Source organism: Curtobacterium flaccumfaciens, assembly GCF_004361695.1.
Classification (GTDB): domain Bacteria; phylum Actinomycetota; class Actinomycetes; order Actinomycetales; family Microbacteriaceae; genus Curtobacterium; species Curtobacterium flaccumfaciens_B.
The window spans coordinates 74,395-97,634 of record NZ_SNVW01000010.1 but is presented as its reverse complement, the minus strand read 5'-3'; the positions used below and the strand labels follow the sequence as shown (position 1 = coordinate 97,634).

19 protein-coding genes and 4 tRNA genes are annotated in these 23,240 nt (G+C 72.0%); 17 read left to right on the top strand and 6 right to left on the bottom strand.

Features of this window, described 5'->3' with window-relative positions:
- The 11 genes from EDF64_RS13870 (at position 1) to csrA (ending at position 9,533) form a co-directional block, all read left to right on the top strand.
- Positions 1 to 930: an OmpA/MotB family protein gene (locus EDF64_RS13870; RefSeq protein WP_133520566.1), complete on the top strand. Its 930-nt coding sequence runs from the start codon at positions 1 to 3 to the stop codon at positions 928 to 930.
- 130 nt (positions 931 to 1,060) lie between these two features.
- Positions 1,061 to 1,939 carry a flagellar motor switch protein FliM gene (locus tag EDF64_RS13865; protein WP_133520565.1) on the top strand — a complete coding sequence of 293 codons (879 nt, stop codon included), beginning with the start codon at positions 1,061 to 1,063 and terminating at the stop codon, positions 1,937 to 1,939.
- A complete protein-coding gene (fliN, locus tag EDF64_RS13860; RefSeq protein ID WP_133520564.1) occupies positions 1,936 to 2,646 on the top strand; it encodes a flagellar motor switch protein FliN in 711 nt (236 codons plus the stop codon). The genes EDF64_RS13865 and fliN overlap by 4 nt, the downstream gene beginning before the upstream one ends.
- Positions 2,647 to 2,654: 8 nt before the next feature.
- Positions 2,655 to 3,188 (top strand): FliO/MopB family protein, encoded by a 534-nt coding sequence (locus EDF64_RS13855; RefSeq protein WP_133520563.1) that lies wholly within the window; start codon positions 2,655 to 2,657, stop codon positions 3,186 to 3,188.
- Positions 3,185 to 4,021: a flagellar type III secretion system pore protein FliP gene (gene fliP / locus EDF64_RS13850; RefSeq protein WP_133520562.1), complete on the top strand. Its 837-nt coding sequence runs from the start codon at positions 3,185 to 3,187 to the stop codon at positions 4,019 to 4,021. The genes EDF64_RS13855 and fliP overlap by 4 nt, the downstream gene beginning before the upstream one ends.
- A 24-nt stretch (positions 4,022 to 4,045) precedes the next feature.
- The gene (fliQ, locus tag EDF64_RS13845) at positions 4,046 to 4,321 is read left to right on the top strand and encodes a flagellar biosynthesis protein FliQ (protein WP_071291453.1); all 276 of its coding nucleotides are present in this window, start codon (positions 4,046 to 4,048) and stop codon (positions 4,319 to 4,321) included.
- Complete coding sequence (locus EDF64_RS13840) at positions 4,321 to 5,079, top strand: flagellar biosynthetic protein FliR (protein WP_133520561.1); 759 nt, start codon at positions 4,321 to 4,323, stop codon at positions 5,077 to 5,079. Before fliQ ends, EDF64_RS13840 begins: the two co-directional genes overlap by 1 nt.
- Positions 5,080 to 5,083: 4 nt before the next feature.
- Positions 5,084 to 6,310 (top strand): EscU/YscU/HrcU family type III secretion system export apparatus switch protein, encoded by a 1,227-nt coding sequence (locus EDF64_RS13835; RefSeq protein WP_133520560.1) that lies wholly within the window; start codon positions 5,084 to 5,086, stop codon positions 6,308 to 6,310.
- Positions 6,307 to 8,361: a flagellar biosynthesis protein FlhA gene (locus EDF64_RS13830; RefSeq protein ID WP_133520559.1), complete on the top strand. Its 2,055-nt coding sequence runs from the start codon at positions 6,307 to 6,309 to the stop codon at positions 8,359 to 8,361. The genes EDF64_RS13835 and EDF64_RS13830 overlap by 4 nt, the downstream gene beginning before the upstream one ends.
- Positions 8,336 to 9,256 (top strand): hypothetical protein, encoded by a 921-nt coding sequence (locus tag EDF64_RS13825; RefSeq protein ID WP_133520558.1) that lies wholly within the window; start codon positions 8,336 to 8,338, stop codon positions 9,254 to 9,256. The genes EDF64_RS13830 and EDF64_RS13825 overlap by 26 nt, the downstream gene beginning before the upstream one ends.
- Positions 9,257 to 9,260: 4 nt before the next feature.
- Positions 9,261 to 9,533 carry a carbon storage regulator CsrA gene (gene csrA / locus EDF64_RS13820; RefSeq protein WP_133520557.1) on the top strand — a complete coding sequence of 91 codons (273 nt, stop codon included), beginning with the start codon at positions 9,261 to 9,263 and terminating at the stop codon, positions 9,531 to 9,533.
- A gap of 36 nt (positions 9,534 to 9,569) precedes the next feature.
- Here csrA and EDF64_RS13815 read toward each other — a convergent pair whose 3' ends face one another.
- A complete protein-coding gene (locus EDF64_RS13815; protein WP_243736395.1) occupies positions 9,570 to 11,660 on the bottom strand; it encodes an acyl-CoA dehydrogenase in 2,091 nt (696 codons plus the stop codon).
- 213 nt (positions 11,661 to 11,873) lie between these two features.
- On the opposite strand from EDF64_RS13815, the gene EDF64_RS13810 reads away from it, so the two are divergent.
- Positions 11,874 to 13,331, top strand: coding sequence for a peptide MFS transporter (locus tag EDF64_RS13810; RefSeq protein WP_133520556.1), 1,458 nt, complete (start codon positions 11,874 to 11,876; stop codon positions 13,329 to 13,331).
- A gap of 154 nt (positions 13,332 to 13,485) precedes the next feature.
- Here EDF64_RS13810 and EDF64_RS13805 read toward each other — a convergent pair whose 3' ends face one another.
- From EDF64_RS13805 to EDF64_RS13785, 5 genes are all read right to left on the bottom strand, one after another.
- On the bottom strand, positions 13,486 to 13,788 hold the full coding sequence (locus tag EDF64_RS13805) for a hypothetical protein (RefSeq protein WP_133520555.1): 303 nt from the start codon (positions 13,786 to 13,788) through the stop codon (positions 13,486 to 13,488).
- 551 nt (positions 13,789 to 14,339) lie between these two features.
- Positions 14,340 to 17,705 carry an ATP-binding protein gene (locus EDF64_RS13800; RefSeq protein ID WP_133520554.1) on the bottom strand — a complete coding sequence of 1,122 codons (3,366 nt, stop codon included), beginning with the start codon at positions 17,703 to 17,705 and terminating at the stop codon, positions 14,340 to 14,342.
- Complete coding sequence (locus EDF64_RS13795) at positions 17,702 to 18,565, bottom strand: DUF4194 domain-containing protein (RefSeq protein ID WP_133520553.1); 864 nt, start codon at positions 18,563 to 18,565, stop codon at positions 17,702 to 17,704. Before EDF64_RS13795 ends, EDF64_RS13800 begins: the two co-directional genes overlap by 4 nt.
- Positions 18,562 to 20,121 carry a DUF3375 domain-containing protein gene (locus EDF64_RS13790; RefSeq protein ID WP_133520552.1) on the bottom strand — a complete coding sequence of 520 codons (1,560 nt, stop codon included), beginning with the start codon at positions 20,119 to 20,121 and terminating at the stop codon, positions 18,562 to 18,564. Before EDF64_RS13790 ends, EDF64_RS13795 begins: the two co-directional genes overlap by 4 nt.
- Positions 20,122 to 20,219: 98 nt before the next feature.
- Positions 20,220 to 20,292 (bottom strand) — tRNA-Val (locus EDF64_RS13785).
- 246 nt (positions 20,293 to 20,538) lie between these two features.
- On the opposite strand from EDF64_RS13785, the gene EDF64_RS13780 reads away from it, so the two are divergent.
- The 5 genes from EDF64_RS13780 to EDF64_RS13760 all read left to right on the top strand — a co-directional run bounded on the left by EDF64_RS13780 (position 20,539) and on the right by EDF64_RS13760 (position 23,142).
- A tRNA-Gly gene (locus EDF64_RS13780) sits at positions 20,539 to 20,610 on the top strand.
- An 82-nt stretch (positions 20,611 to 20,692) separates the two neighbouring features.
- Positions 20,693 to 20,766: transfer RNA gene (locus EDF64_RS13775), tRNA-Cys, on the top strand.
- Positions 20,767 to 20,814: 48 nt separating this feature from the next.
- Positions 20,815 to 20,889 (top strand) — tRNA-Val (locus tag EDF64_RS13770).
- Between the two features lie 261 nt (positions 20,890 to 21,150).
- Positions 21,151 to 21,747, top strand: a complete 597-nt coding sequence (locus tag EDF64_RS13765; protein WP_133520551.1) for a GNAT family N-acetyltransferase — start codon at positions 21,151 to 21,153, stop codon at positions 21,745 to 21,747.
- A gap of 114 nt (positions 21,748 to 21,861) precedes the next feature.
- On the top strand, positions 21,862 to 23,142 hold the full coding sequence (locus tag EDF64_RS13760) for an ice-binding family protein (RefSeq protein ID WP_133520550.1): 1,281 nt from the start codon (positions 21,862 to 21,864) through the stop codon (positions 23,140 to 23,142).
- The last annotated feature ends 98 nt before the right edge of the window (positions 23,143 to 23,240 follow it).

The window sequence follows — 23,240 nt, the reverse complement described above, 5'->3', positions numbered from 1 at the left end:
ATGAGCGCCAACCCCCGCGGCCGCGGCCGCGGTCGTGCGAAGAAGTCCCACGACGACGCCGAGCACCCCGACGAGCGCTGGATGGCGTCCTACATGGACATGATCACGGTGCTGATGTGCATGTTCCTGGTGCTCTTCGCGATGTCGACGGTCGACCAGCAGAAGTACATCCAGCTGAAGAACTCGCTCGCGACCGGCTTCGGCGAGGTGAAGTCGCAGAAGGTCGACACCGCGTCCGGCACGGTCGTCACGAAGGACGAGGTGAAGGACGGCTCCGGCTACTCGGTCGACAAGTCCCAGGCGGACCACTCCACCGCCTCGTCCGGCACGAAGGACACCAACGTCGACCCGGCGTCGACCGTGGTTCCGACGACCGCGACCAAGGCGGACCTCGCCGCGGCGCAGAAGGAGCTCGACGACCTCAAGGCGATCGAAGCGGCCATCAAGGGCAACCTCGACAAGGCCGGGCAGACCGCGAACGTGCAGTTCACGGTCGACGCCCGCGGCCTCACGGTGCGGCTGATCGGCAGCGAGACGTACTTCACGACGAACAGCGCGGACCTGTCCGACCAGGCGAAGCGGATCATGGACGCGATCGCGCCGGTGCTCCGGACGAGCAGCCACGACGTCAGCGTCGAGGGCCACGCCGACCAGCGGAACTCGACCGCGCCGTACGCGACGAACTGGGAGCTCAGCGCCGCGCGGGCGACGGGCGTGCTGCGGGACCTCGTCGAGCGGGGCGGGATGCCGGCGGAGCACGTCCAGAGCGTCGGGTTCGGGTCGAGCCGGCCCCTCGCGAAGGGCGGGACGGACGCCGACCTCACCCTGAACCGCCGCGTCGACATCGTGGTGCTGTCGAACCAGGACCAGGACGTCAGCGCGCTCATGCCGGCACTCGCGAAGGCGCAGGACGGAGCACGCCAGGGCTGACGCCCGACCGACATCGACACCACCACCGATACTGACACCGACTTGGGACACGACCGCGGCCTCCCCAGAAGTGGGCACAGCGGGGGCACGGCACTGACGGGTCCGGCACGGCGGACCGATAGACGCACCCGTGACCGAGACCCTGCCAGCGCCCGAGGTGTACGACTTCGCGCGCCCGTCGACGCTCGCCCGCGAGCACGCCCGGGTCCTCGAGCTCGCCTTCGAGACCTTCGCGCGCCAGTGGGGCACCCAGCTGACCGCGAAGGTCCGCGCGGTGAGCCAGGTCACGTGCGAGCAGGTACAGATGACGACGTACGACGAGTACGCGGCGTCGCTACCCGCGCTCACCGGCATGGTGCTGCTCCCGATCGCGGACGTGATCCCGAAGGGCGTGCTGCAGGTCCCGCTCGACGCCGCCCTGACCTGGGTCTCGCACGCGCTCGGCGCCTCGAAGCCGCTGCCGACGCCGGACCGCACCTTCACCCCCATCGAGCAGGCCCTCGTCCGTCGCATCGTCGAGGACGCCCTCGACGACCTCCGCTACTCGTTCGGCGGGCTCCTCGCGCACGACGTCACGGTCGGCGGCTTCCAGTTCAACTCGCAGTTCGCCCAGGCCGCCCAGAAGGGCGACCTGATGATCGTCGCCTCGTTCACGATCCGCGTCGGTGACCGGGTCTCACCGGGGACGCTCGCGCTGCCCGCCGACGCCGTGCTGCCGCAGCTCGGCGAGGCCGCCACCCACGTGTCGCCCGCCGACGCCCGCGCCCTGCTCGACGCGCAGCTCGCCGGGGTGCCGGTCGGCGTCAGCCTCCGCTTCGCGTCGGCGCCGGTCCTGCCCTCGCAGGTCCTCCGGCTCGCCGTCGGCGACGTCCTGCCGCTGCCGCACCCGCAGCACCGTCCCCTCACCATCACGGTCGACGGCGAGCCCGTCGGCACGGCCGCGGTCGGCGCGAACGGCTCGCGCCTCGCCGGCATCGTCGTCACCACCACATCGGAGCCCAGCGCATGACCGTCACCACCACCCTCCACACGCAGGCGGCCGAGTCCCTCGTCGCGCAGCTCCCGACGGCCGCTCCGTTGACGGCGGTGCTCCAGCCTGGAGGCGCGACTCCCGTCGCCCTCGAAGCGGCCGGTGACGCGGTGGTCGCGTCGTTCGTCGGCGGCCTGTCGGCCGACCTGGTGCTCGTGCTCACCGACCTCGAGTCCGTCGCGGCCGCGGGCGGCACCGAACACGGGATCGTCGACGTCACCGACGTCCTCCGTCCGTCGCTCGAGGCCGCCGCGGGCGTGCTCGGCGTCGGGGTCCTCGGCGACGCCCGCCGCGAGTCGGCGTCGGCGCTCCTGGCGGACCCGGACACCGTGGTGTTCGAGCTCACGGCCGGCGGCGTCCCCGGCGGCTGGTTCGCGCTGCGCGTCCGCGAGAACGGCACCGTGTCGGCACCGGCCACCCCCGCGGCGACCATCCCGACCGGCAACCTCGGGCGCATCAACAACGTCGAGATGACCCTGACCGTCGAGATCGGCCGCACCCGGATGTCCGTCCGCGACGTCCTCGGCATGGAACCGGGCGCCGTCGTCGAGCTCGACCGCAGCGCCGGCGCCCCCGCCGACGTGCTCCTCAACGGCCGGCTCATCGCGCACGGCGAGGTCGTCGTTGTCGACCAGGACTACGCGGTGCGGATCACGAAGATCCTCGACGTCGCCGAATCCGTCTGAGCCCCGCCGTGGACACGCTCGTCATCGCCCTCCGCGTCGCGCTCTCGCTCGGCGTCGTGCTCGCCCTCATGTGGGTGCTGCACCGACGCATGGCGAAGGGCCAGTTCGGCGCGGGCAGGGCGAAGGGACGCCGTTCGGCCTCGGTCGAGGTCGTCGCCCGACAGGGCATCGGCGGCAAGGCGAGCGTCGTCGTGGTCGACGTCGAGGGGGAGCGCCTCGTGCTCGGTGTCTCCGAGCACGGCGTCGCCCTGCTCACCAGCGGGCAGGCGCCAGCGCCCGAGCTGACCATCGTGACCGGCCCCGTCCAGCTGCCGGTGCGTCCGACACCGTCGGCCGAGCAGTTCCGTCAGGAACTCGCACAGCAGACGGCGGCCGAGCCGCGCCTCCCGGCCGACGCGGCGGAGCCGCTGCCCATGCGCCCGCGGAACCGCCGCTCGCAGCGCACCGCCGTGCCCACCTCGGCGCAGCTGCAGGGCTCGATCCTGTCGGCCGAGACCTGGCGGCAGGCCGCCGCCGCGCTCCGGAACCGGCGGGCCGGGTGACCGCCGCGACGTCGCACCGGCTGGCGCGCTCCGGACGGGTCGTCGCACTCGTCCTGCTCGGGCTCGTCGCGGTCGCCGGGTTCCTCATGCTCACCGCGACCGGGGCGCACGCCGCCGGGGTCGTCCAGCCGACCGCTCCCGCCTCCCCGACGCCGCCGGCGAACGGCGACTTCAGCGTCAGCGTGAACGGCCCGGACGGCACGCCGTCGTCGGCGGTCGTGACCCTCATCGGGATCACGCTCCTGAGCGTCGCTCCGGCGCTCCTGCTCATGATGACGTCGTTCACGAAGATCTTCGTCGTGCTCGCGATGACCCGGAACGCGCTCGGCCTGCAGTCCATCCCGCCGAACCAGGTCATCGCCGGCCTCGCGCTGTTCCTGTCGCTGTTCGTGATGGCGCCGGTCCTCGGGCACATCAACGACGACGCCCTGCAGCCCTACCTCGCCGGGCACATCGACTTCGCGAAGGCCGTCGAGGTCGGCACGAAGCCGCTCCGCACGTTCATGCTGCACCAGACGCGCGAGGAGGACGTCGCCCTCATCACCCGCGCCGCCGGGCAGGGCAACCCGAAGACGATGGCCGACGTGCCGATGACGACCGTGATCCCCGCGTTCGTGATCTCCGAGCTGCGGAGCGCGTTCATCATCGGGTTCGTCATCTTCATCCCGTTCCTCGTCATCGACCTCGTCGTCTCCGCCGCGCTCATGTCGATGGGCATGATGATGCTCCCGCCGGTGATGATCTCGCTGCCGTTCAAAATCCTGCTGTTCGTCCTCGTCGACGGGTGGGGCCTCATCATCAAGTCGCTCATCGAGAGCTACCACGTTGTCTAGCGCCGTCGCGTCAGGGGGACTCGCATGAACCAGCAGGCCGTCATCGACCTCGTGCTGCAGGCGCTCCTCGTGTCGGCGAAGCTCGCGGCCCCCGTCCTCGTCACCTCGCTCGTCGTGGGCTTCGCGATCTCGCTGTTCCAGTCGGTCACGCAGATCCAGGAGGTCACGCTCTCGTTCGTGCCGAAGGCCGTCGCCGTCGCGATCGCGCTGGTCGTCTGCGGCAACTGGATGATCTCGGAGATGGTCGCGTTCACCCACGTCGCCTTCGACATGATCCCGAAGCTGCTCGGGGCCGGCTGATGGACCTCGTGATCAACGGCGACCGCCTCGAGGCGACGATGCTCGCCGGCGTCCGGCTCGTCGCGTTCTTCGTCATCGCGCCGCCGTTCTCGTACCGTGCGTTCCCCGGCACCGTGAAGGTGATCCTCGGCATCGGCCTGGCGATCGGCGTCGCCCCGAAGGTCGCCGACGGCTACCACTCGCTCGACACCGGGCCGTTCCTGCTCGCCCTCGTCACACAGCTCGTCGTCGGGCTCGCCCTCGGCTTCCTGGTGTTCCTGGTCTTCGCGGCCGTGCAGTCCGCCGGTGCCCTCATCGACCTGTTCGGCGGCTTCACCCTGGCGCAGGCGTTCGACCCGCAGTCGCAGGTGAACGGCGCGCAGTTCACCCGGCTGTTCCAGATGGCGTCGCTCGCGCTGCTGTTCGCCTCGGGCGGCTACCAGCTCATCGTCGGCGGACTCGTCCGGTCGTTCGACGCGGTGCCGCTCACCGGCACGTTCGAGCTCGGCGGCATGGCGTCGCTCCTCGTCACCGCGCTGTCGCAGATGTTCCTCGCCACCCTGCAGATCGCCGGACCGCTCGTCGTCGTGCTCTTCCTCGCCGACGTCGGCCTCGGCCTGCTCACCCGCGTCGCACCGGCCCTCAACGCCTTCCAGATGGGATTCCCGATCAAGATCGGCCTGACCGTCGTCTTCGCCGGCGCGCTCTTCATGGCCCTGCCGTCCGTCGTGTCGTCGCTGACCGGCGACGCGGTGGCCGCGATCACGGGACGGGGGTGACCCGGTGTCCGACAGCGGAGAACGGTCCGAACAGGCCACCCAGAAACGGATGCGCGAGGTCCACCAGAAGGGCCAGATCGGGCGTTCGCAGGACCTCGGCGCGTGGATCGGCATCGCCGCAGCGGCCGTGATGATGCCCGCCGCGGTGGGCAACGCCGCCGCCGCCGGGTCCGACCAGCTCCGGGCCGTGCAGCGCGTCATCGCCGACCCCACGATCGGCACGATGAACGAGGTCTTCCACGATGCCCTCGGGTCGATCGGCGCCACGCTCGGCCCGATGCTCGGCGTCGTCCTGGTCGCGGTCGTCGCGGCGGCGGTGGCGCAGGGCGGGGTGCACTTCCGGAAGATGGCGCCGCAGCCGGACCACTTCGACCCGATCGCCGGCCTGAAGCGCGTCTTCGGTACCCAGGCGCTCTGGAACGGCCTCAAGGCCCTGCTCAAGACCGTGGTCGTCGGCCTCGTGCTCTGGTTCGCGGTGCAGGCGCTCGTGCCGGTCCTCATGACGAGCGGGTCGCTGCCGCTCTCCGCCGTGCTCGACGCCGCCGCGGCGGGCACCGGCACCCTGATGCGCGCCGCGATCGCCGCCGGGCTCGTCCTCGCCGCGCTCGACGTGCTCGTCGTCATCCGCCGGAACCGGAAGCGCACCATGATGACCAAGCGCGAGGTCAAGGACGAGAACAAGCACAGCGAGGGCGACCCGCTCGTGAAGTCCCAGCGCCGGTCCCGCCAGCTCGCGATGAGCCGGAACCGCATGGTGCAGGCCATCGGCACGGCCGACGTCGTGATGACCAACCCGACGCACTACGCCGTCGCGCTCAAGTACGAGCCGGGCAAGTCCGCGCCGCGGGTCGTCGCGAAGGGCGCCGGGCCGGTCGCGAGCATGATCCGCGACCGCGCCGAACAGGAGCGCGTGCCGATCGTCCGCGACGTCCCGCTCACCCGGGCGCTGCACGCGACGTGCGAGCTCGGGCAGGAGGTGCCCGTCGACCTCTACACGCCCGTGGCCCGGGTGCTGTCGTTCGTGATGGCGCTCAAGGCGCGGGGAGCGGCGGCCGGCACGCACGCACCGCCGCGGCCGACCACGCCCGACGAGGTCGCCGCGGTCATCGACCCGGCCACGCTCAGCGGGGACCTCCGTCCCCGCAAACTCCGCACGCAACGCACCGAACCCGCACCGCCCACCGCGTCCGCACCGACACCGTCCGCACCGACCCAGGGAGTCCCCGCATGAACCGCAAGGACCTGCCGAAGCTCGCCGTCCCGGTCTTCATCGTCGGCATCATCCTGCTGCTGATCCTGCCGGTGCCGTCGTTCCTGCTCGACTTCCTGATCATCTGCAACATCCTGCTGGCGCTCGTGATCCTCCTCACGACGCTGTTCGTGAAGAAGCCACTCGACTTCTCGGTGTTCCCGTCACTGCTCCTCGTCGCGACCCTGTTCCGGCTCGGGCTCAACGTCGCGTCGACCCGGCTCGTCCTCGGCGAGGGCTTCGCCGGCGACGTCATCCAGGCGTTCGGGCACGTCGCGGTCTCCGGCTCGATCATCATCGGCGCGGTCATCTTCCTCATCCTCATCGTCATCCAGTTCGTCGTCGTGACGAAGGGCGCCGAGCGCGTCGCCGAGGTCGGGGCCCGCTTCACCCTCGACGCGATGCCCGGCAAGCAGATGGCCATCGACGCGGACCTCAACGCCGGCCTCATCACCGACGAGCAGGCGAAGGAACGCCGTGCGTCGGTGTCCGCCGAGGCCGACTTCTACGGCGCGATGGACGGTGCGTCGAAGTTCGTCAAGGGCGACGCGATCGCCGGCATCCTCATCATCGTCATCAACCTGGTCGGCGGCATCGCGATCGGCATGCTCCAGAACGGGCTGAGCGTCACCGACGCCCTGTCGAAGTACGGCATCCTGACGATCGGCGACGGCCTCGTCACCCAGATCCCGGCGCTCCTGATGGCGGTGTCCACGGGCATGATCGTGACCCGGTCGGGCGCCGAGTCCGAGATGGGCTCGTCGGCCGCGAACCAGCTCGGGCAGTCCAAGAACGCGCTGATGATCGCCGGAGTGGCCGCGATCGCGATGGGCTTCATCCCGGGCATGCCGATCCTGCCGTTCCTGCTGGTCGGCGCCACGCTGCTGTTCACCGGCTGGCGCATCGGCCAGAACGCGACCCGTGCCGCAGCCGCGACCGCCGAGCAGGAGGCGCTGGCCGCCGCCGCGCCGACCGCGGACACCCCCGAGGACCTCATCGAGCAGATGCGGGTGCACGCCCTCGAGATCCTGCTCGCTCCGGACCTCGTCGACATGGTGTCGGGGTCCTCCGACGACCTGCTCGGCCGCGTGCGCGCACTCCGCCGGAAGATCGCGATCGACATGGGCGTCGTCGTGCCGCCCGTCCGCACCCGCGACAGCATCGAGCTCCCGCCGTCGACCTACGCCATCCGGATCGCCGGCGTCGAGGCCGGCCGCGGCACCGCCCCGTCGCGCAGCGTCCTCGCACTCGGCGACCACCTCGAGGGACTGCCGGGGGAGACGACCGTCGAACCGGTGTTCGGCCTCGCCGGCAAGTGGGTGCCCGCCGAGCTCCGGCACGCCGCCGAGATGACCGGCGCCACCGTCATCGACCGTGTCTCCGTGCTCGTCACGCACCTGCAGGCGATCATCGGCGACAACGCCGCGCGGCTCCTCACCCGCGAGGACGTCAAGGTCCTCACCGAGGGCGTCAAGCAGGTCAACCCCGCGGCAGTCGAGGAGCTGATCCCCGGCATGCTGTCCCTCGCCGAGCTCCAGCGTGTCCTGCAGGGGCTCCTCGCCGAGCGGGTCCCGATCAACGACCTCGGTCGGATCTGCGAGGCGCTCACGCTCCGCGCGAAGGTGTCGACCGACCCCGAGGGACTCGTCGAGGCCGCCCGCGCCTCGCTCGGCCCTGCGCTGCCCGCCCGGTACCTCGACGCCGGCACGCTCCGGGTCATCATGATCGACCCCCTGCTCGAGCAGTCGATGCTCGAGGGCCTCCGACCGTCCGAGCAGGGCACCCAGATCGTGCTCGACGCGCACCGCATCGAACAGGTCCTCGGCTCCCTCCGCGACGCCGTCCGCGCCGTCGAGGACCAGGGGATCTCCGCCGTCCTGGTGTGCGCCCCCCAGCTCCGCCCGGCCGTGCACCGCATGGTCTCCGCGCAGTCCAACGGCCTGCCGGTGCTCTCCTACCAGGAGGCCACCGCCGCGGGCTCCACCATCGAGACCGTGGGAGTGGTCCGTGCCGCCGACCCGATTGCAGCGTAACGGCGCCACGCTCGACGAGGTCCGCGACGCCGTCCGGGCCGAGTTCGGCGCGGGTGCCCGCATCGTCGCCGCCGAGCGCGTCACCACGCCGGGCATCGGCGGCCTGTTCCGCAAGGCGCACGTCGAGGCGACCGTCGAGGTCCCCGCACCCGACGAGGTCCCGACCGCGCGGGTCGCCATCGCGGACGGCGTCGTCAAGCGCGTCGGCATCGCGGCGCTCCTCGCCGACGCCGAGGAGGCCGAGGCGCGCATCGCCGGCGGCGACGGCACCGCGACGACGCGCGCCGACGCGTTCGCGTCGGTGCTCGACGGCTTCGTGGCGGACGGGATCACGGGGAGCGCCCCGCGCCCGACCGGACCGGTCGCCGAGGCGGGACGGCCCGCGGATGCCGTGTCGCGCCTCCAGGACGCCATCCTGCCTGGAGGCGCGGATCGCCTCCGCGACGAGCGCCCGGACCCACGCGTGGCGGCTCCGACCGCCCCCGTCGCGTCCGCACCGTCGGTGCGGTCCGCCGACGGCGACCTCGTGCTGCTGGTCGGCCGCCCCAACGACGTCGACGCGGCCGCGGGGATCTTCGCGACGCGGTACGCGCTCCGACCCACCGACGCAGCCGACCGGCGGAGCGGGATCCTCGCCCGCGCCGAGGGGGTGCGCGACGGGTACGCGCTCCTGGCGGTCTCGGCGTGGGACGACGCGGCCACCGTCGCGGGCCTCGCACCGGACCAGGTGTGGGTCGTCGTGGACGTCGGGCGGAAGCCGTCGGACTCCGCGGCGATGCTGTCCGCGGTCGCCGGACGGGCCGGCGTGGCCGGGGTCGTGGCCATCGGGGCGGGGGAGACCGCCACGCCGGAGTCGGTCCACCTGCTGGGGGTGCCCGTCCTGTCGCTAGGCTGAACGGGTGCTGGTACTCACGCGGAAGGTCGGCGAGCGGATCCTCGTCGGTGACGACATCGTCATCACGGTGCTCGACAGCCGCGGGGACGGCGTCCGCATCGGCATCGACGCACCGCGCGGGGTGAAGATCCAGCGCGAAGAGGTCGTGCGGGCCGTCACCGAGGCGAACGCGTCGGCGTCCGCGACGGCTGCGGACGACGACGCCGAGGCGCGGTTGCGCAAGGCGCTCGGTTCGCCCGGGGCCGACGGGGCCGACGGGGTCGCCCCGCAGGACTGAGCCGCCCCGCAGGACCGAGCCGCCCCGCACGACCGCTCAGGGGCGGGGCTTCTTCTCCTGCTCCGGGAGGCGTCCGGCGGCTGCCTCGGCGGCGAACCACGCCCGTGCCTCGTCCTGCCGCGCCTGCTCGTCGCCGAGCGCGATCGGCGCGCGGACGTGCCCGGGCTCGTAGCCGAACGAGTCGAGCAGCTGCGGGATGACCGGGCGCACCCGGGCGACGAGCCGGTCGATGTAGGCCGACACCGCACGCGCGCGCTGCGCGGTGATGCGGCCGTGCAGCAGGTACCAGTCGAGGTGCTGCTCGAGCAGACCGAGTGCGAACAGGTCGCGCAGCCAGACCAGCACGCGGCGGGTGTCGCCCTCGGGGACCTCGTCGATCGCCTCGGTGAAGGCGTCCCACTGCATGAGCTCGGCGTGCGCCTTCGCGGCCTCGATGAGCTCGTGCTGGGAACGGTTGAGCAGGAGTGCTCCGCGCGCGCGGTCCTTGCCGGCGGAGGCGAGACGCATCCCGATCTCGGTGACCATCGTGTCGACACGGCCGGCGAGCAGGTCCCGCTGCGTCCGGGCGTCCTGCAGGTCGGTCACCGAGGCCGCGAGCGAACCGCGGTCGGCGACCGTCTGCCCGATCCGGCGGAGTCCGGTGGCATCGGCGAGCTTCGAGGCGGCCTGTGCCGCGACGAACTTCGCGGTGGACGCCGGGTCCTTCGGCGCCTTCGCGCGGAAGTCGGTGAGGAGCCGCTTGCCGACGAGCTGCAGCAGCACGGTGTTGTCGCCCTCGAAGGTCACGTAGACGTCGAGGTCCGCTCGGAGGCCGGTGAGCCGGTTCTCGGCGAGGAAGCCGGCGCCGCCGCAGGCCTCACGGGCCTCCTGCAGGGTGTCGAGGGCCGACCAGGTCGACATCGACTTGAACGCCGCCGCCTGGGTCTCGAGGTCCTCGCGGCGCTGCGGGGTGTCCTCGCGACCGCTGAACACGTCGTCGAACGTGCGGAGGAGCTTCTCGTGCGCGAACGACTGCGCGAACACGGTGGCGAGCCGGGGGATCAGTCGGCGCTGGTGCCGGCCGTAGTCGAGCAGGACGCCCTCGGTGCCGTCGCCGGTGGGGAACTGGCGGCGCTGCGCGGCGTACGTGAGCGCGATCTGCAGCCCGATCTTCTGCGCCACCACCGCGGCGCCGTCGAGGGACACGCGGCCCTGCACGAGGGTGCCGAGCATGGTGAAGAACCGGCGACCGGGCGAGGCGATCGGGGACGAGTACGTGCCGTCCTCGGCGACGTCGCCGTAGCGGTTCAGCAGGTTCGTGCGGGGGACCCGGACGTGGTCGAACCAGAGCCGACCGTTGTCGATGCCGTTGAGGCCGCCCTTGACGCCGTCGTCCTCGCCGCCGACGCCGGGCAGGAACGCGCCCGCGTCGTCGCGCAGCGGGACGTAGAACGCGTGGACGCCGTGGTCGACGCCGTCGGTCACGAGCTTCGCGAACACGACGGCGGCCCGGCCGTGCAGCGCCGCGTTGCCGATGTAGTCCTTCCACGCACCGCGGAACGGCGTGTGCACGACGAACTCCTCGGTCGTCGGGTCGTACGTCGCCGTGGTGGCGATGCTCTGGACGTCCGAGCCGTGCCCGGTCTCCGTCATCGCGAAGCAGCCGGGGACGTCGAACGAGACGATGCCGGGCAGGAACTCGCGGTGGTTCCGCTCGGTGCCGAGGTGGTGCACGGCCGAGCCGAACAGGCCCCACTGCACGCCGGCCTTGATCTGCATCGAGGGGTCGGCGGTGACGAGCTCCTCGAACGCGGCGAGGTTGCCGCCGTGGTTGCTCTGGCCGCCGAACTCCGCCGGGTACGGGCGCTGGATCGCGCCGGCGTCGACGAGGACCCGCAGCTGGTCGAGCGTGCGGGCACGGTGCTCGGGGACGGGCTGGCCCTCGATCTTGTGCAGTGCCGGGTCGAGCGCGAGCCGGCGCGAGATCCGGCGGTCCTCGGCCCAGCGTCCGAGCAGCAGCTCGGCGAGCAGGTCGACGTCGATCCGGACGTCGGTGTCCGTCCCACCCGTCGGCGTGCCTGCGGCGGGGTCGCCGGCGGCGTCGGCCTTCGGCGTGTTCGTGCTGTGGACGGGTGCGGTGTCGACCATGGGCGGAGCCTTCCTGAACTGCGGTGTCCGGTGTTGCAGAAGCCACGCTACCGACGGCGCTGCGAGCCGCCCGAACGCGGTCCGGCCCGCACAAGCCGCCGTGCTCTCGCACGCCGACCGGTGGTGGGAACCCTCCAAAGACGCGCGCTGGCGATTCGTGAGAGAGATTCGACGATTGGGCACGGGTCTGGCCCGAGGGGCAGACTGTCGGGCATGTCAGGCACCACCGCACCACCGGAACGCAAGCGAACCTTCTTCGGGCAGCCGTTCGAACTGTCCACACCGTTCGCGGTCGAGCTCTGGGAGCGGTTCTCGTTCTACGGGATGCAGGGCATCGTCCTCATCTACATGTACTACACGGTCTCCCAGGGCGGCCTGGGGATCGACAAGGGCATCGCCAGCGGCATCATGGGCGCGTACGGCGGCGCCGTGTACCTCTTCACGATCATCGGCGCGTGGATCGCCGACCGGCTGATCGGTGCCGACCGCACCCTGTTCGGCAGCGCGATCGTCGTCATGCTCGGCCACATCGCCCTCGCGCTCATCCCCGGCGTCGCCGGGGTCGGCGTCGGCCTGGTGCTCATCGCGCTCGGCTCCGGCGGGCTGAAGGCCACCGCGACCACCATCGTCGGCGGCCTCTACAGCCGCGATGACCCGCGCCGCGACGCCGGCTTCTCGCTCTACTACCTCGGCGTGAACCTCGGGGCGTTCTTCGGGCCGCTGCTCACCGGACTGCTCCAGACGTCGCTCGGCTTCCACTACGGCTTCGGCCTGGCCGCGGTCGGCATGGCCGCCGGTCTCGTGCAGTACGCGATCCGCCGTCGGAAGCTCCCCGAGTCGGTGCGCCACGTCGCCAACCCCGTCGACCGTCGCCGGCTCCCGCTCATCGGCGTGCTCGTCGTCGTGGCGCTCGTCGTCATCCTCGTCGCCGTGCTGACCGGGCTGCTCAACGTCGGGAACCTGCCGACCGTGGTGGTCTCGATCGTGATCCTGGCGACCATCGGCTACTTCGTGGTGATCCTGACGAGCGGCATCACCGCGCAGGAACGCTCGCGGGTCCTCGCGTTCATCCCGCTCTTCATCGGCAGCGCCGTGTTCTGGTCGCTCTACCAGCAGCAGTTCACCGTCGTCACCGTCTACTCCGACGAGCGGCTCAACCGGTCGCTGTTCGGCTGGGACATGCCGGTCTCGTGGGTCCAGTCGATCAACCCCGTGTTCATCATCGTGCTCTCCGGGGTCTTCGCCGCCATCTGGACGAAGCTCGGCCCGCGCCAGCCCTCCACCCCGACGAAGTTCGCCTTCGGCACCGGCATCATGGGCGTCGCGTTCCTGCTGTTCCTGCCGTTCGTGAACAGCGGCGAGAACGGCACGCCGCTCCTCGCCCTCGTCGGCATCCTGCTCGTCTTCACGATCGCGGAGCTCCTGCTCTCGCCCGTGGGGCAGTCGGTCGCGACGAAGCTGGCGCCGCCGAAGTTCCAGACGCAGATGGTCGCGCTGTTCTTCCTGTCGGTGTCGCTCGGCACCGCGGTGACCGGCGTCCTGTCGCGGTACTACGACCCGGCCGACGAGGCGCCGTACTTCACGATCCTCGGGCTCGTCGCCGTGGCGGTCGGCGTCGTCCTGCTCGTCCTGGTCAAGCCGGTGCTGAAGCTCATGCGCGGCATCCGGTAACCTGAGGACAGCCACACCGGCCCCGTCACCAAGGAGTCACCAATGCTCGAACTCATCGCAGGCATCATCATCGGCATCGGCGTGCTCGGGGGCGTCGGCATGTGCATGGCCGTCGCCGCGATGATGAAGAGCGGCTCGGAAGAGTACTAGGCCGCTACTCGGCCCCTGCCGGCTCGACCGGCACCAACTGACGACTCAGGACGGTCGCGCGCTCGAAGGGGCCGCGGCCGTCCTTCGTGTACACGGGTTCCTCGAAGGCGACCGTCCACGACAGGGGCTCGCCGACGCCCGGGTAGCCCACGAGCTGGTTGCCGCCCGGCGCGACGATGACGCCGATCGGATCGCCCGCCCAGCGTTCGCCGCCGCGGTCCGTCTCGACGACCCGCACGAGCGCACCGATGCCGAGGCCGGGGCGGTCGTCGGGCTGGGGGCTGGGGGAGCGGCGGCGTCCGAACACGCCCTCACCGTAGCGTGCGCGCCCGCGTGCGCAGCTCGAGTCTCGCGAGATCGCACTTTCGCGGCGCACTCCCGGGCCGTTCCGTGACGGATTGCGATCTCGGCGGTCCCGCGCGCGGCCCGCGCGCCGCCGCGCGGGCGGGACGCGCCGCGCGCGGTACGAGGAGCGGGCGCAACGCGCCGCTTCGGAGTGTCGAGCGTGACGAATAGTGCTCGCTCGGGCGCGGGGGTCGAACCGGGGACGCCACCGGCCGGGAGGCGCGGGGCGGGCTGGCACCGCGCCTCCAGGCCCGCAGATGCGGCGCCGAGGGGGCGGGACGTGCCCGCGCGGGCAGGACGCGCGTCGAGATCGCACTTTCGCGCGGCAGCCCCCGGCCGCTCCACCACGAAGTGCGATCTCGGCGGCCCGCGCGGCGCGACGCGGCGTCGCGCGGCGCCGAAGGGGCGGGACGCGCCGCGTGCGGCACGCCGAGCGGGCGCAACGCGCCGCCGGCGGGCGCCGAGCGTGACGAATAGGGCCCGGCCGGCGGGCGCCAGCGCACGCCCGCGGCGTCAGGCGCGCGCGATCTCGGTGATCGACGAGTGGCCGGTGTCCGGGTGTTTCCGCATCGACAGCAGCCGCTCCATCGACGGTTCGAGCGCCGTGACCTTGTCGAGCGGCGCACTCACCACGAGCTGGAACCCGAGCCGGAGCCACGCCGTGACCGCACGACCCGCGAACTCCGAGTCCGCCTTGATGAACGCCTCGTCGAGGAACACCGGCGCGAACCGGGGCCGCGGACGGGTCTCGTCGCCGAGCTGGTAGCGGAGCGCCGCGCCGACGATGAACGCCACGAGCTCCTGCGTCTCGCCACCGGACTTGTCGCCGAGGGACGAGTACACGCCGAGGTCGTTGCCGTCGGTGTCGTACCGGACGGCGGTGATCTCCATGTGCCGGCGGACGTCGAGCACGGCGTCGCGCTGTGTGGTCCGCCCACGGGTCGCGTCGGCGTCCGGGCGGATGACGGCCATGAAGCGCCGGAGCCGGCGGAACCGGGTCTCGAGCACGTCGTCGGTCAGTTCGGTCTCGACCGAGGCGGACAGGGCGCGGAGCTCCCGGCGGAACTGCGTGACGTCCTCACGCGTGACGCGGCGGATCTGGATCTTCAGCCGGTCGCGGTTCGCGCCGAAGGGCAGTTCGCGGAGGATCTCGTTGACGGGTTCGAGGCGTTCCTCGATCTCGACGACGGCACGGTCGAACGCCCCGGCGAGCGGGACGAGGTCCTCGCCGCTCCACTGCGACAGCCGGCGACGCCACTCGCTGCGGCGGGCGTGCAGGCCGGTGGCGACGATCTGGTCGAGGATCGCGTGGTAGTCCGGGTACGAGGCGACCCCGGTGCCGAGGTTCGGGTCGGGCCAGGCGTCCTGGTAGCGCTGGAACGTCAGCGTGAGCGCGGTCGAGGCCGACGCGGCACCGTCGAGCGCCTGCGAGAGCCGTTCCTCGAGGCGTCGCCGGAGCCGTCGCGTGGCGTCGTCGAAGCCGTCGATGCCGTCCGGGGCGCCGACCTCCTCGAACGTCTCGGCGAGCAGCCGCTCCTGCGCAGCGTCCGGAAGCGACTCCGGGGTGTCGTCGAAGCGCGAGAGGATCTCGGCCGCGGCGTCCTGACCGTCGACCAGGACGGCGTGGCGGTCGTCGAGGCGCGCGACGGTGAGCCGTGCACCCGAGCGGCGGTCCGCTGCCTCGTCGAGCGCCTTCCGGAGCCGGGCGACGGACTCGCGCAGCGTGCGGAGGCCGTCGTCGGCGGCGAGCAGCGCGTGCCGTTCCTGGTCGAGGCGGGCGAGCGAGGACTCCAGGCCGTCGACGTCGATCGCCTGCCACGTGGCGTCCACCACGTGCTGGTGCGCGGCGCGGAGGGTGTCGAGCGCCGCGAGGTCCTGCGCGACGTCGGTGCGTCGGGCCTCGAGCGTGGCGAGGTCCTGCGCGATCGACGCCAGCTCCTGCTCGACCGAGGCCACGCGGGCTTCGTTCGTGAAGCCGATGACGTTGGCCTGCCGGCGGTCGCCGTGCGCACCACGTCGGCCGTCGCGGAGCTGGCCGGACTCGGTCACACGCCGGCCGCCGCGACCGAGTTCGTCCGCAGACGAGACGCAGCGGGCGTCGGTGCGGTCGGACTCGATCCGTTCCCGCACCCAGGTGCTGAACGGCGACGACTTGATCGCGAGCTTGCCGGACACCATCGACGGGTCGCCGTCGAGGTCTATGTGCGGTCCGGTCGGCACCCCCTCGAACTGGATGCGGACCGGCAGCCGGAGCGCGTCGATCGCCTCGCTGAAGGCGGCGAGGCGGTCCTGGTCGACGAGCAGCGTCCGGGCGACGGGCGCGAGGACGGACTCGATCGCGGTGCGCCAGCGCTCCTCACCGGGCAGGACGTCGAGGAGCTCCGCGACGAACGGCAGCGAGTCCGGGTCGATGCCGGCGGCGCGGGCCATCTGCAGCCGGGCCTCGTGCATGGGCAGCGGCATGGCGCCCTGCCGGTGCTCGAGCGACTGCCGTTCCTGGCGCAGGGAGCGTTCGCGGTCGAGGAGCGGGTACTCCTCACGCGTGAGGGCGTCGCGGCGGTCGTCCAGGTCGGAACGCGAAGCAGCGTACGTCCCGAGGAACTCGTGTGCGGTGCGCTGGAGCGCGGTGAACGACTGCTCCGAGGACACGGGCGACCCGAGGACCGCGGTGCGCTCCTCGAAGACGGTGCGGGTGCGGACGACGGCGTCGCGCTCCCGGGTCAGCCGCTCGATCCGGTCCTCGAGCTGGCCGAGCGCGTTGCCGCCCTGGTCGCGGAGGCGTGCCTCGGCGTCACGCAGCTCGACCTCGACGGCGGCGTGCCGGGCTTCGGCAGCGGCGACCTCGGCGCGTGAGGCCGTGCGCTCCCGTCCGTTGCGGTCGACCTCGGCGTCGAGCAGGGCCCGCTTCCGCGACGCCGTCCAGTGCGCGAACGGCGACACCTCGGCGCCGGTCGCGATGCCGTCCAGGGCTTCGGCGGCCGCCGTGGCGCGGGCGATCTCGTCGTGCAGCTCGACGATGGGCGAGAGGATGCGGACCTTGCGCTCCTCGGTGTCCATCGCCTCGTACGCCTCGTCGAGCGCGGAGAAGTGCGCGAGGGCGCGGTCGGCTGCCTCGTACGTGCCGGGGGTCTCGAGCACGAGCGACTTGTAGAGCGCGTCGACCGTCGGCAGGTGCTGCCCGGCCTGGATGCGAGCGAGCAGGCGCATCGCCCGGTTCCCGCCCCCGGAGTCGCCGATGCCGAGCCGCGTCTGCAGCGTGTACGCGAGCTCCTGGTAGGTGTCGCGGATGACGAGCCCGGGCACGCGGCCGGTGAGCTCGAGGTGGTGGAAGCGGGACGGCACGAACTCCTCGAGCCGTCGCAGGTCGAACGTGTCGTCGACCGTCGCCATCGTCATCTGGATGTCGCCGACGCCCCGCGCACGCTTCGGCACGATGTACGCCCGCAGCACCGTGAAGCGGCGCTCGTCGTCGTTCCGGAACGTCACCGCCGCGGCGCCCCACGTCGTCTGGTCGTCGCCGCGCAGGTTCACGTCGCGCAGCGCGCCGGACTCCGGGTCGCGCCGCGTGTCCACCTTGCCGCGCAGGTAGGTCAGCAGGTTCCGCTGGTCGGCGCTCCGCGCACGCCCGGTGGTCGCGTCGTTCGAGGCGCCGTTGAAGGGCACGTCGGACGGCATCATCACGGCCAGGTAGGCGTCCATGAGCGTCGACTTGCCGGTGCCGGACGCGCCCGAGATCAGGGTCGCGGTGCCGGAGAGCTCGACCTGGCGGTGGCCGTGGAAGCCACCCCAGTTCACGACCTGCATCGACTCGGCCCGCCACTGCGCGACGGTGTCGAAGAGCGCGGCCATGCCGTAGGCGTCGGTCACGGTGTCGGTCATGCGTCCGTCTCGCCTTCGTCGTCGGTGTCGGTCTCGTCGGCCTGGAGGCGCGGGTCGTCCCCGTCGATCGGCGCACCGCCCGGGGTGGTCGCGTCCTCGTCCGTGGTCGGCTCGTCGTCCGTGGTCGGCTCGTCGTCCGCGGTCGCGTCGTCGGTGGTCGCGTCGTCGGTCGTCGCGTCCGGTCGCGAGGCGTTCGTCCGCAGCCACGTGTCGAGTTCGAGCAGCCGCTCGAGGGGGAGCAGCACCTCGACGACGCTCGCCACCCGGAAGCGGTCCGGGTCGGTCGTCTTCAGCAGGATGCGTGCGGTGACGAGACGCTCGATCGCCTTGGCCACACGGCCCTCGTCGCGCGTGCGGTCCGTGGCGGTCGCGGGGCGGAACCCGGCGACGTGCCCGAGGATCTCGGAGCGGTCGACGACGACCTGGTCCGGACCCGGACGGGTGTCCGCACGCAGGCGCATCCGCAGGTAGACGAGGACGATCGTCTCCTCGCGCGTGTACGGCACGTCGCGGAGCAGCGTCGGGAACCCACGGCGCTGGCTCTCCGATCGGGCCTGGCGCTTCCAGGCGACCTCGCGGTCACGGTCGACGTGGAGTTCGAGGAACAGGTCGTTGAGGCGCGAGCGCAGTTGGTACTCCGCGTCGAGCACCGCCCGCCACTCGTCGGCGTGCGTGCGGGCGCTCACGTACGAGTTGCGGAGGAGCGCCACGAGGGCACGGCGCTGCCGGTCGTCGAGGCGGCCCTCGTCGCCCTCGAAGAGGGCGAAGCTCGTCTCGTCACGGTCGTCGTCCTGCAGGACGGTCGTGGGGTCCTCGAAGGGGACGGTCTCGTCCACCGGTGCCGGCGTCGTGTCGCTCACCGTGCCTCCTGTCCGTTGTGGTCGTCGTTCGTGTCGGGGGTGGCCGCTCGGCGCTCGTCACCGAGCACGGCGGTCGGCATCCGGAAGGCGACCGCGCTGCCGTCGGGCCGGACCGTGTGGTGCAGGGCGACGGTCGCGGCGGCCTCGAAGTCCTCGTGCCCCGTGAGGAGGTGTGCCAGGCCGAAGAGCTCGACCGGACGGCGCTGCTCGGGCGGCAGGCCGTGGAAGGCGTCGACGCTCGTGTCCGTCTCGGCGAAGCGGAGGGCGGCGCGGAGCTCGGTGAGGAGCGGCCCACCGTGGCGGCGGAGGGTGTCGACGTCGAGGTCCTCGAAGACGTCGTCGTCCGGCTCCTCGATGGGCGGCGGCACGGACTCCGCGTCGGGGTCGTAGAAGCGCTCGCGGAGGGTGCCGACCTCGGCCGTCGCGGGCAGCAGGCCGAGCGGGAGCCGGTCGCGCGCGGACCCCTCGTCCATCCACGTCGCCAGCCCGCGGTTGATCGACCGGATGACGGCGTCGAGCTCGCGGTCGCGGACGACGTCGTGTGCCACGATCTGGTCGCGGAGCGTCGCCGTGAGCTGCCGCCGCTGGGCGAGGACGTCCTCGATGCCCTGGCGGAGGATGCTCACCGTGTTCCGGAACGCCCGGCGTTCGGCAGACCCGAGGGAGTCGGCGAACGGGTGGGCGAGGATCGTGGCGATGTCGTCCCGGAGCCGCAGGAGCAGGGCGTCGTCGCGGAGCAGCTCGAACGCACCCTCGAAGGCACGACCCTCGGGCGTCGCCTCCATCAGGTTGTCGGTTCGGGCGAGGTAGTCGTCGAGGATCTCGCCGATCGGGCGCACCTCTTGGCGGAAGTCCTCGACGATGGAGCGGTGCATCGTCGCCACCGCCTCCTCGACGCGCTTGAAGTCGCTCGGGAGCTGCCGGATGAGGTCGGAGATGTTCGTGTAGCCGTCGCGCATCCGGGCGTCGTCCACGGTGTCCACGTCGCCCTGTTCGAGGCGCTCCCGCTCGGCCTGGAGCTCGGCGATCTGGGCGTCGATGCGCCGGATCTGCACGTCGGGGTCGGGCTCGGCGCGGGCTGCCCACCGGTGCACGGCGTCGACGATCATCGCCAGCCGGCTCTCGCTGATGAGCGCACGGTCAGAGGAGAGGGCGTCGACGAGGGACAGCGCCTCGAGCGCGTGGCTCGTCAGGGAGTACTGCTCGTCGCCGTCGGGGGAGTTCGAGCGGACGAGCCACTGCGCGGCCACCCACTCGCGGCAGAGGGCACGGCCGTTGGGTCGGGCGTCCGGCTCGCCGGGCTGACCGGGCTGCCTGGGCTGTTCGTTCTGGGCGTGCTCGCTCGCGGGCACGCGTGCGCCCGTGGCCTGCAGGCGTGCGACGTGCTCCTCGACCTGCAGGTGCATCCGGTCGGCGGGGACGTACTGCACGTCGCGGTCGAACACCGTGCGGAAGACCGCGAGGACGGTGGCGCTCGTGGGGCGGGACATCAGCCGCAGGGTCGGACGGTCGAGGACCGCTCGGACCCGTGCGAACTCGAGGTCGACGTCGGTCATGGGCCCCTTCGTCCGGTCGGGTCGGCTGCTTCGTGTTCGTGTCCTGCGACACACATGACGAGAGCCCGACGCTGCTGCGTCGGGCTCTCGGTGAAGGGTGGGCGATACCAGACTCGAACTGATGACCTCTTCGGTGTGAACGAAGCGCGCTACCAACTGCGCCAATCGCCCCAAGCACTTGCGTGCGGATCGATAGTAGCGGATGTGGCGAGGTGGATCGAACACGGCGCGCCTCCCGGGTGTGGCGAGACCGCCCGATGCCCCGACTGACGCGCATCACGGTGGCTCGATCCGCATGAACACGGGGGACACGCCCGGTGAACGGGAACGATTTTGGCGGAACGGCGCGGGTTCGTATAGAGTTTACGACGTCGCCGCGAGAGCGGGGGCAGACGGACGTGACTGTGGTCACGTCTTGCGGATGTGGCGCAGTGGTAGCGCATCACCTTGCCAAGGTGAGGGTCGCGAGTTCGAATCTCGTCATCCGCTCGAGTGTGGGGCTCCTCGGAGTCCCGCGACTCACCAGAGGGTATCCCACCGTTCGGGTACTCACGGAGACGTGAACCTCGATGGTGGGGTGGCCGAGAGGCTAGGCAGCGGCCTGCAAAGCCGTCCACGCGGGTTCGAATCCCGTCCCCACCTCCAGTTCCACCCTCCAAGCCCCTGCACGGACTCCGGTCCAGACGGGGACCTGGGCGATTGGCGCAGCGGTAGCGCGCTTCCCTGACACGGAAGAGGTCACTGGTTCGATCCCAGTATCGCCCACCACGGAAAGCCCCCGGCAGGACCACCAGGTCCGGTCGGGGGCCTTCGTCGTTCGCGGCCAGGCACGCCGAGCGGCGCGACTCCGGATCGCGCGGCACTCCCGCGCCCCGCACATCGCACAACGAAAGCTCGTCCGAACCACGTGATCGCGCGGCTCGGACGGGCTTTCGTTGTGCGCGGGCCACCCGAGCCGCGCCGCGCGCCACGACCGTGGACGTCGCGGGGCAGTGACATCGGGCGGCGCCGGTGGCAGGATGACCGCGCATGGTGACCTCGCACGTGATCAAGCCCCTGACACCGGAGACGTTCCCCGCGTGGCAAGCCCTCGCCGCGAAGCACAACGGCGTGTGGGGTGGCTGCTGGTGTTCGTACTTCCACGGTGACACCGCCGACACCGTGAAGCGCGAGCACGACGGTCCGACGTTCAAGGAGCGCCTGATCGGCGAGGGTGTCGCGCACGCCGCACTCGTGTTCGACGGCGACGACGCGATCGCCTGGTGCCAGTACGGCAGTCCCGTCGAGCTCCCGAACATCTACCACCGCAAGCAGTACGACGCGGGGGAGTCCCGTCCGGCGCCGTGGCGGATCACCTGCTTCTTCGTCGACCGTGACCACCGGCGCTCCGGGGTCGCGTACGAGGCACTCGACGGCGCACTCGACCTCATCGGCCGGGCGGGCGGTGGCGAGGTGGTCTCGTTCCCGAACGAGCTGACCCCGGGCAAGCGGACGTCGTCGTCGTTCCTGCACAACGGCACGCGGGCCATGTTCGAGCGGGCGGGCTTCACGTTCGAGCGCCACATCGGGAAGAGCAAGACGGTCATGCGCACAACGGTGCTCCCGGTACCCCCCGAAGCGGGGTGACTTCCGGGCAGGACCGGTGGAACGGACGCCGAGGGCGCATACTGCGAAGACCGGAGATCATGTCAGCGTCGTCGACGCGGACATCGTGCCTCTCCCGCTCAGACAGGTGCCGCCATGGCAACGTCCCCGTTCCTCCGCTCCGTGATGACGGGATGTGCCGGGCTCGGCCTCGCCGCGTCGCTCGTCCTGCTCTCGACGTCGGGGGCCTCGGCCGCGACGGTGATCGACGGTCCCGTGGGGCTCGGCACCGCGGCGACCTACGGCGTCCTCGGCGCGAGCGCGGTCACGAACACCGGTCCGTCGGTGGTGAACGGTGACGTCGGGGTCTCACCCGGCACCGCGATCACCGGATTCGGCGCGCCGTCGCCCGGCGTGGTGAACGGCGTCGTGCACCAGACCGACGCCGCCGCGGCGCAGGCCCAGCGCGACACGACCACGGCCTACGACGTGGCCGCGTCCCTCACCCCGACCCGCTCCGGCCTCAGCCAGCTGAACGGCCTGTCGCTGACCCCGGGCGTGTACTCGGGCGGCGCACTGTCGCTGGCGAACACCGGCGCGCTGACCCTCGCCGGCACCGCTGACTCGGTGTGGGTGTTCCAGGCCGCGTCGACGCTGACGATCGGCTCCGGGACCCGCATCACGATCACCGGTGGCGCGAGCTCGTGCAACGTGTTCTGGCAGGTGGGCAGCTCCGCCACGATCGGCACGGGTGCCCGGTTCCAGGGCACGGTCCTGGCGCAGCGATCGGTGACCGCCACCACGGGTGCCACGGTCGTCGGTCGGCTGCTGGCCCGGACGGGCGCCGTCACGCTCGACACGAACACCATCACCGCCTCGTCCGGCTGCCCCGCCGCGGGGACGCCGTCCGAGTCGCCCGCCCCGACGATCACCTCGGGGGCACCGACCCCCGCGACCGCCGGGCAGCCGTACTCGTTCACGGTCACCGCGAGCGGCACGCCGTCGCCGACCTTCACGGCCACCGGGCTGCCGGCCGGCCTCGTGCTGAACGGGACCACCGGCGTCATCTCGGGGACCCCCACCACGCCCGGTTCCTCGACGGTGACGATCACCGCGACGAACGGGGTCACGCCGGACACCACCACGAGCGTGACGATCACGGTGCGGCCGGCGGCCCCGGTCGCCACCCCGACTCCGACCGCTTCGGCTGCACCGGTCGCTCCGGCCACGACACCCGCGGGCAACGGGGTGCCGACCGCCGTCGCCGCCAGCGGTGACGACCGGAACGCCGGCGGCGAGCTCGCCTACACGGGATCCGACCCCGCGCTGCCGCTCGGGATCGCCGGTGCGCTGCTCGCTGCGGGCGTCGCCCTCACCGTGATCGTCCGCCGTCGCCGACTCGGCGACCGCACGGAACGCACCACCCGCACACGCTGACCATGACAGCGGCCCGGACGAGCGCCTGGACAGGCGCCCGGCCCGGGGACCGGATGGGCGCCCGAGCCAGGACCGACGCCCGCACGAACGCCCGCACG

Coding starts and splice junctions, on each gene's coding strand:
- EDF64_RS13870 (WP_133520566.1), top strand. CDS start 1: ATGAGCGCCAACCCCCGCGGCCGCGGCCGCGGTCGTGCGAAGAAGTCC.
- fliN (WP_133520564.1), top strand. CDS start 1,936: ATGACCGTCACCACCACCCTCCACACGCAGGCGGCCGAGTCCCTCGTC.
- fliQ (WP_071291453.1), top strand. CDS start 4,046: ATGAACCAGCAGGCCGTCATCGACCTCGTGCTGCAGGCGCTCCTCGTG.
- EDF64_RS13840 (WP_133520561.1), top strand. CDS start 4,321: ATGGACCTCGTGATCAACGGCGACCGCCTCGAGGCGACGATGCTCGCC.
- EDF64_RS13830 (WP_133520559.1), top strand. CDS start 6,307: ATGAACCGCAAGGACCTGCCGAAGCTCGCCGTCCCGGTCTTCATCGTC.
- EDF64_RS13815 (WP_243736395.1), bottom strand. CDS start 11,660: ATGGTCGACACCGCACCCGTCCACAGCACGAACACGCCGAAGGCCGAC.
- EDF64_RS13810 (WP_133520556.1), top strand. CDS start 11,874: ATGTCAGGCACCACCGCACCACCGGAACGCAAGCGAACCTTCTTCGGG.
- EDF64_RS13800 (WP_133520554.1), bottom strand. CDS start 17,705: ATGACCGACACCGTGACCGACGCCTACGGCATGGCCGCGCTCTTCGAC.
- EDF64_RS13790 (WP_133520552.1), bottom strand. CDS start 20,121: ATGACCGACGTCGACCTCGAGTTCGCACGGGTCCGAGCGGTCCTCGAC.
- EDF64_RS13765 (WP_133520551.1), top strand. CDS start 21,151: ATGGTGACCTCGCACGTGATCAAGCCCCTGACACCGGAGACGTTCCCC.
- EDF64_RS13760 (WP_133520550.1), top strand. CDS start 21,862: ATGGCAACGTCCCCGTTCCTCCGCTCCGTGATGACGGGATGTGCCGGG.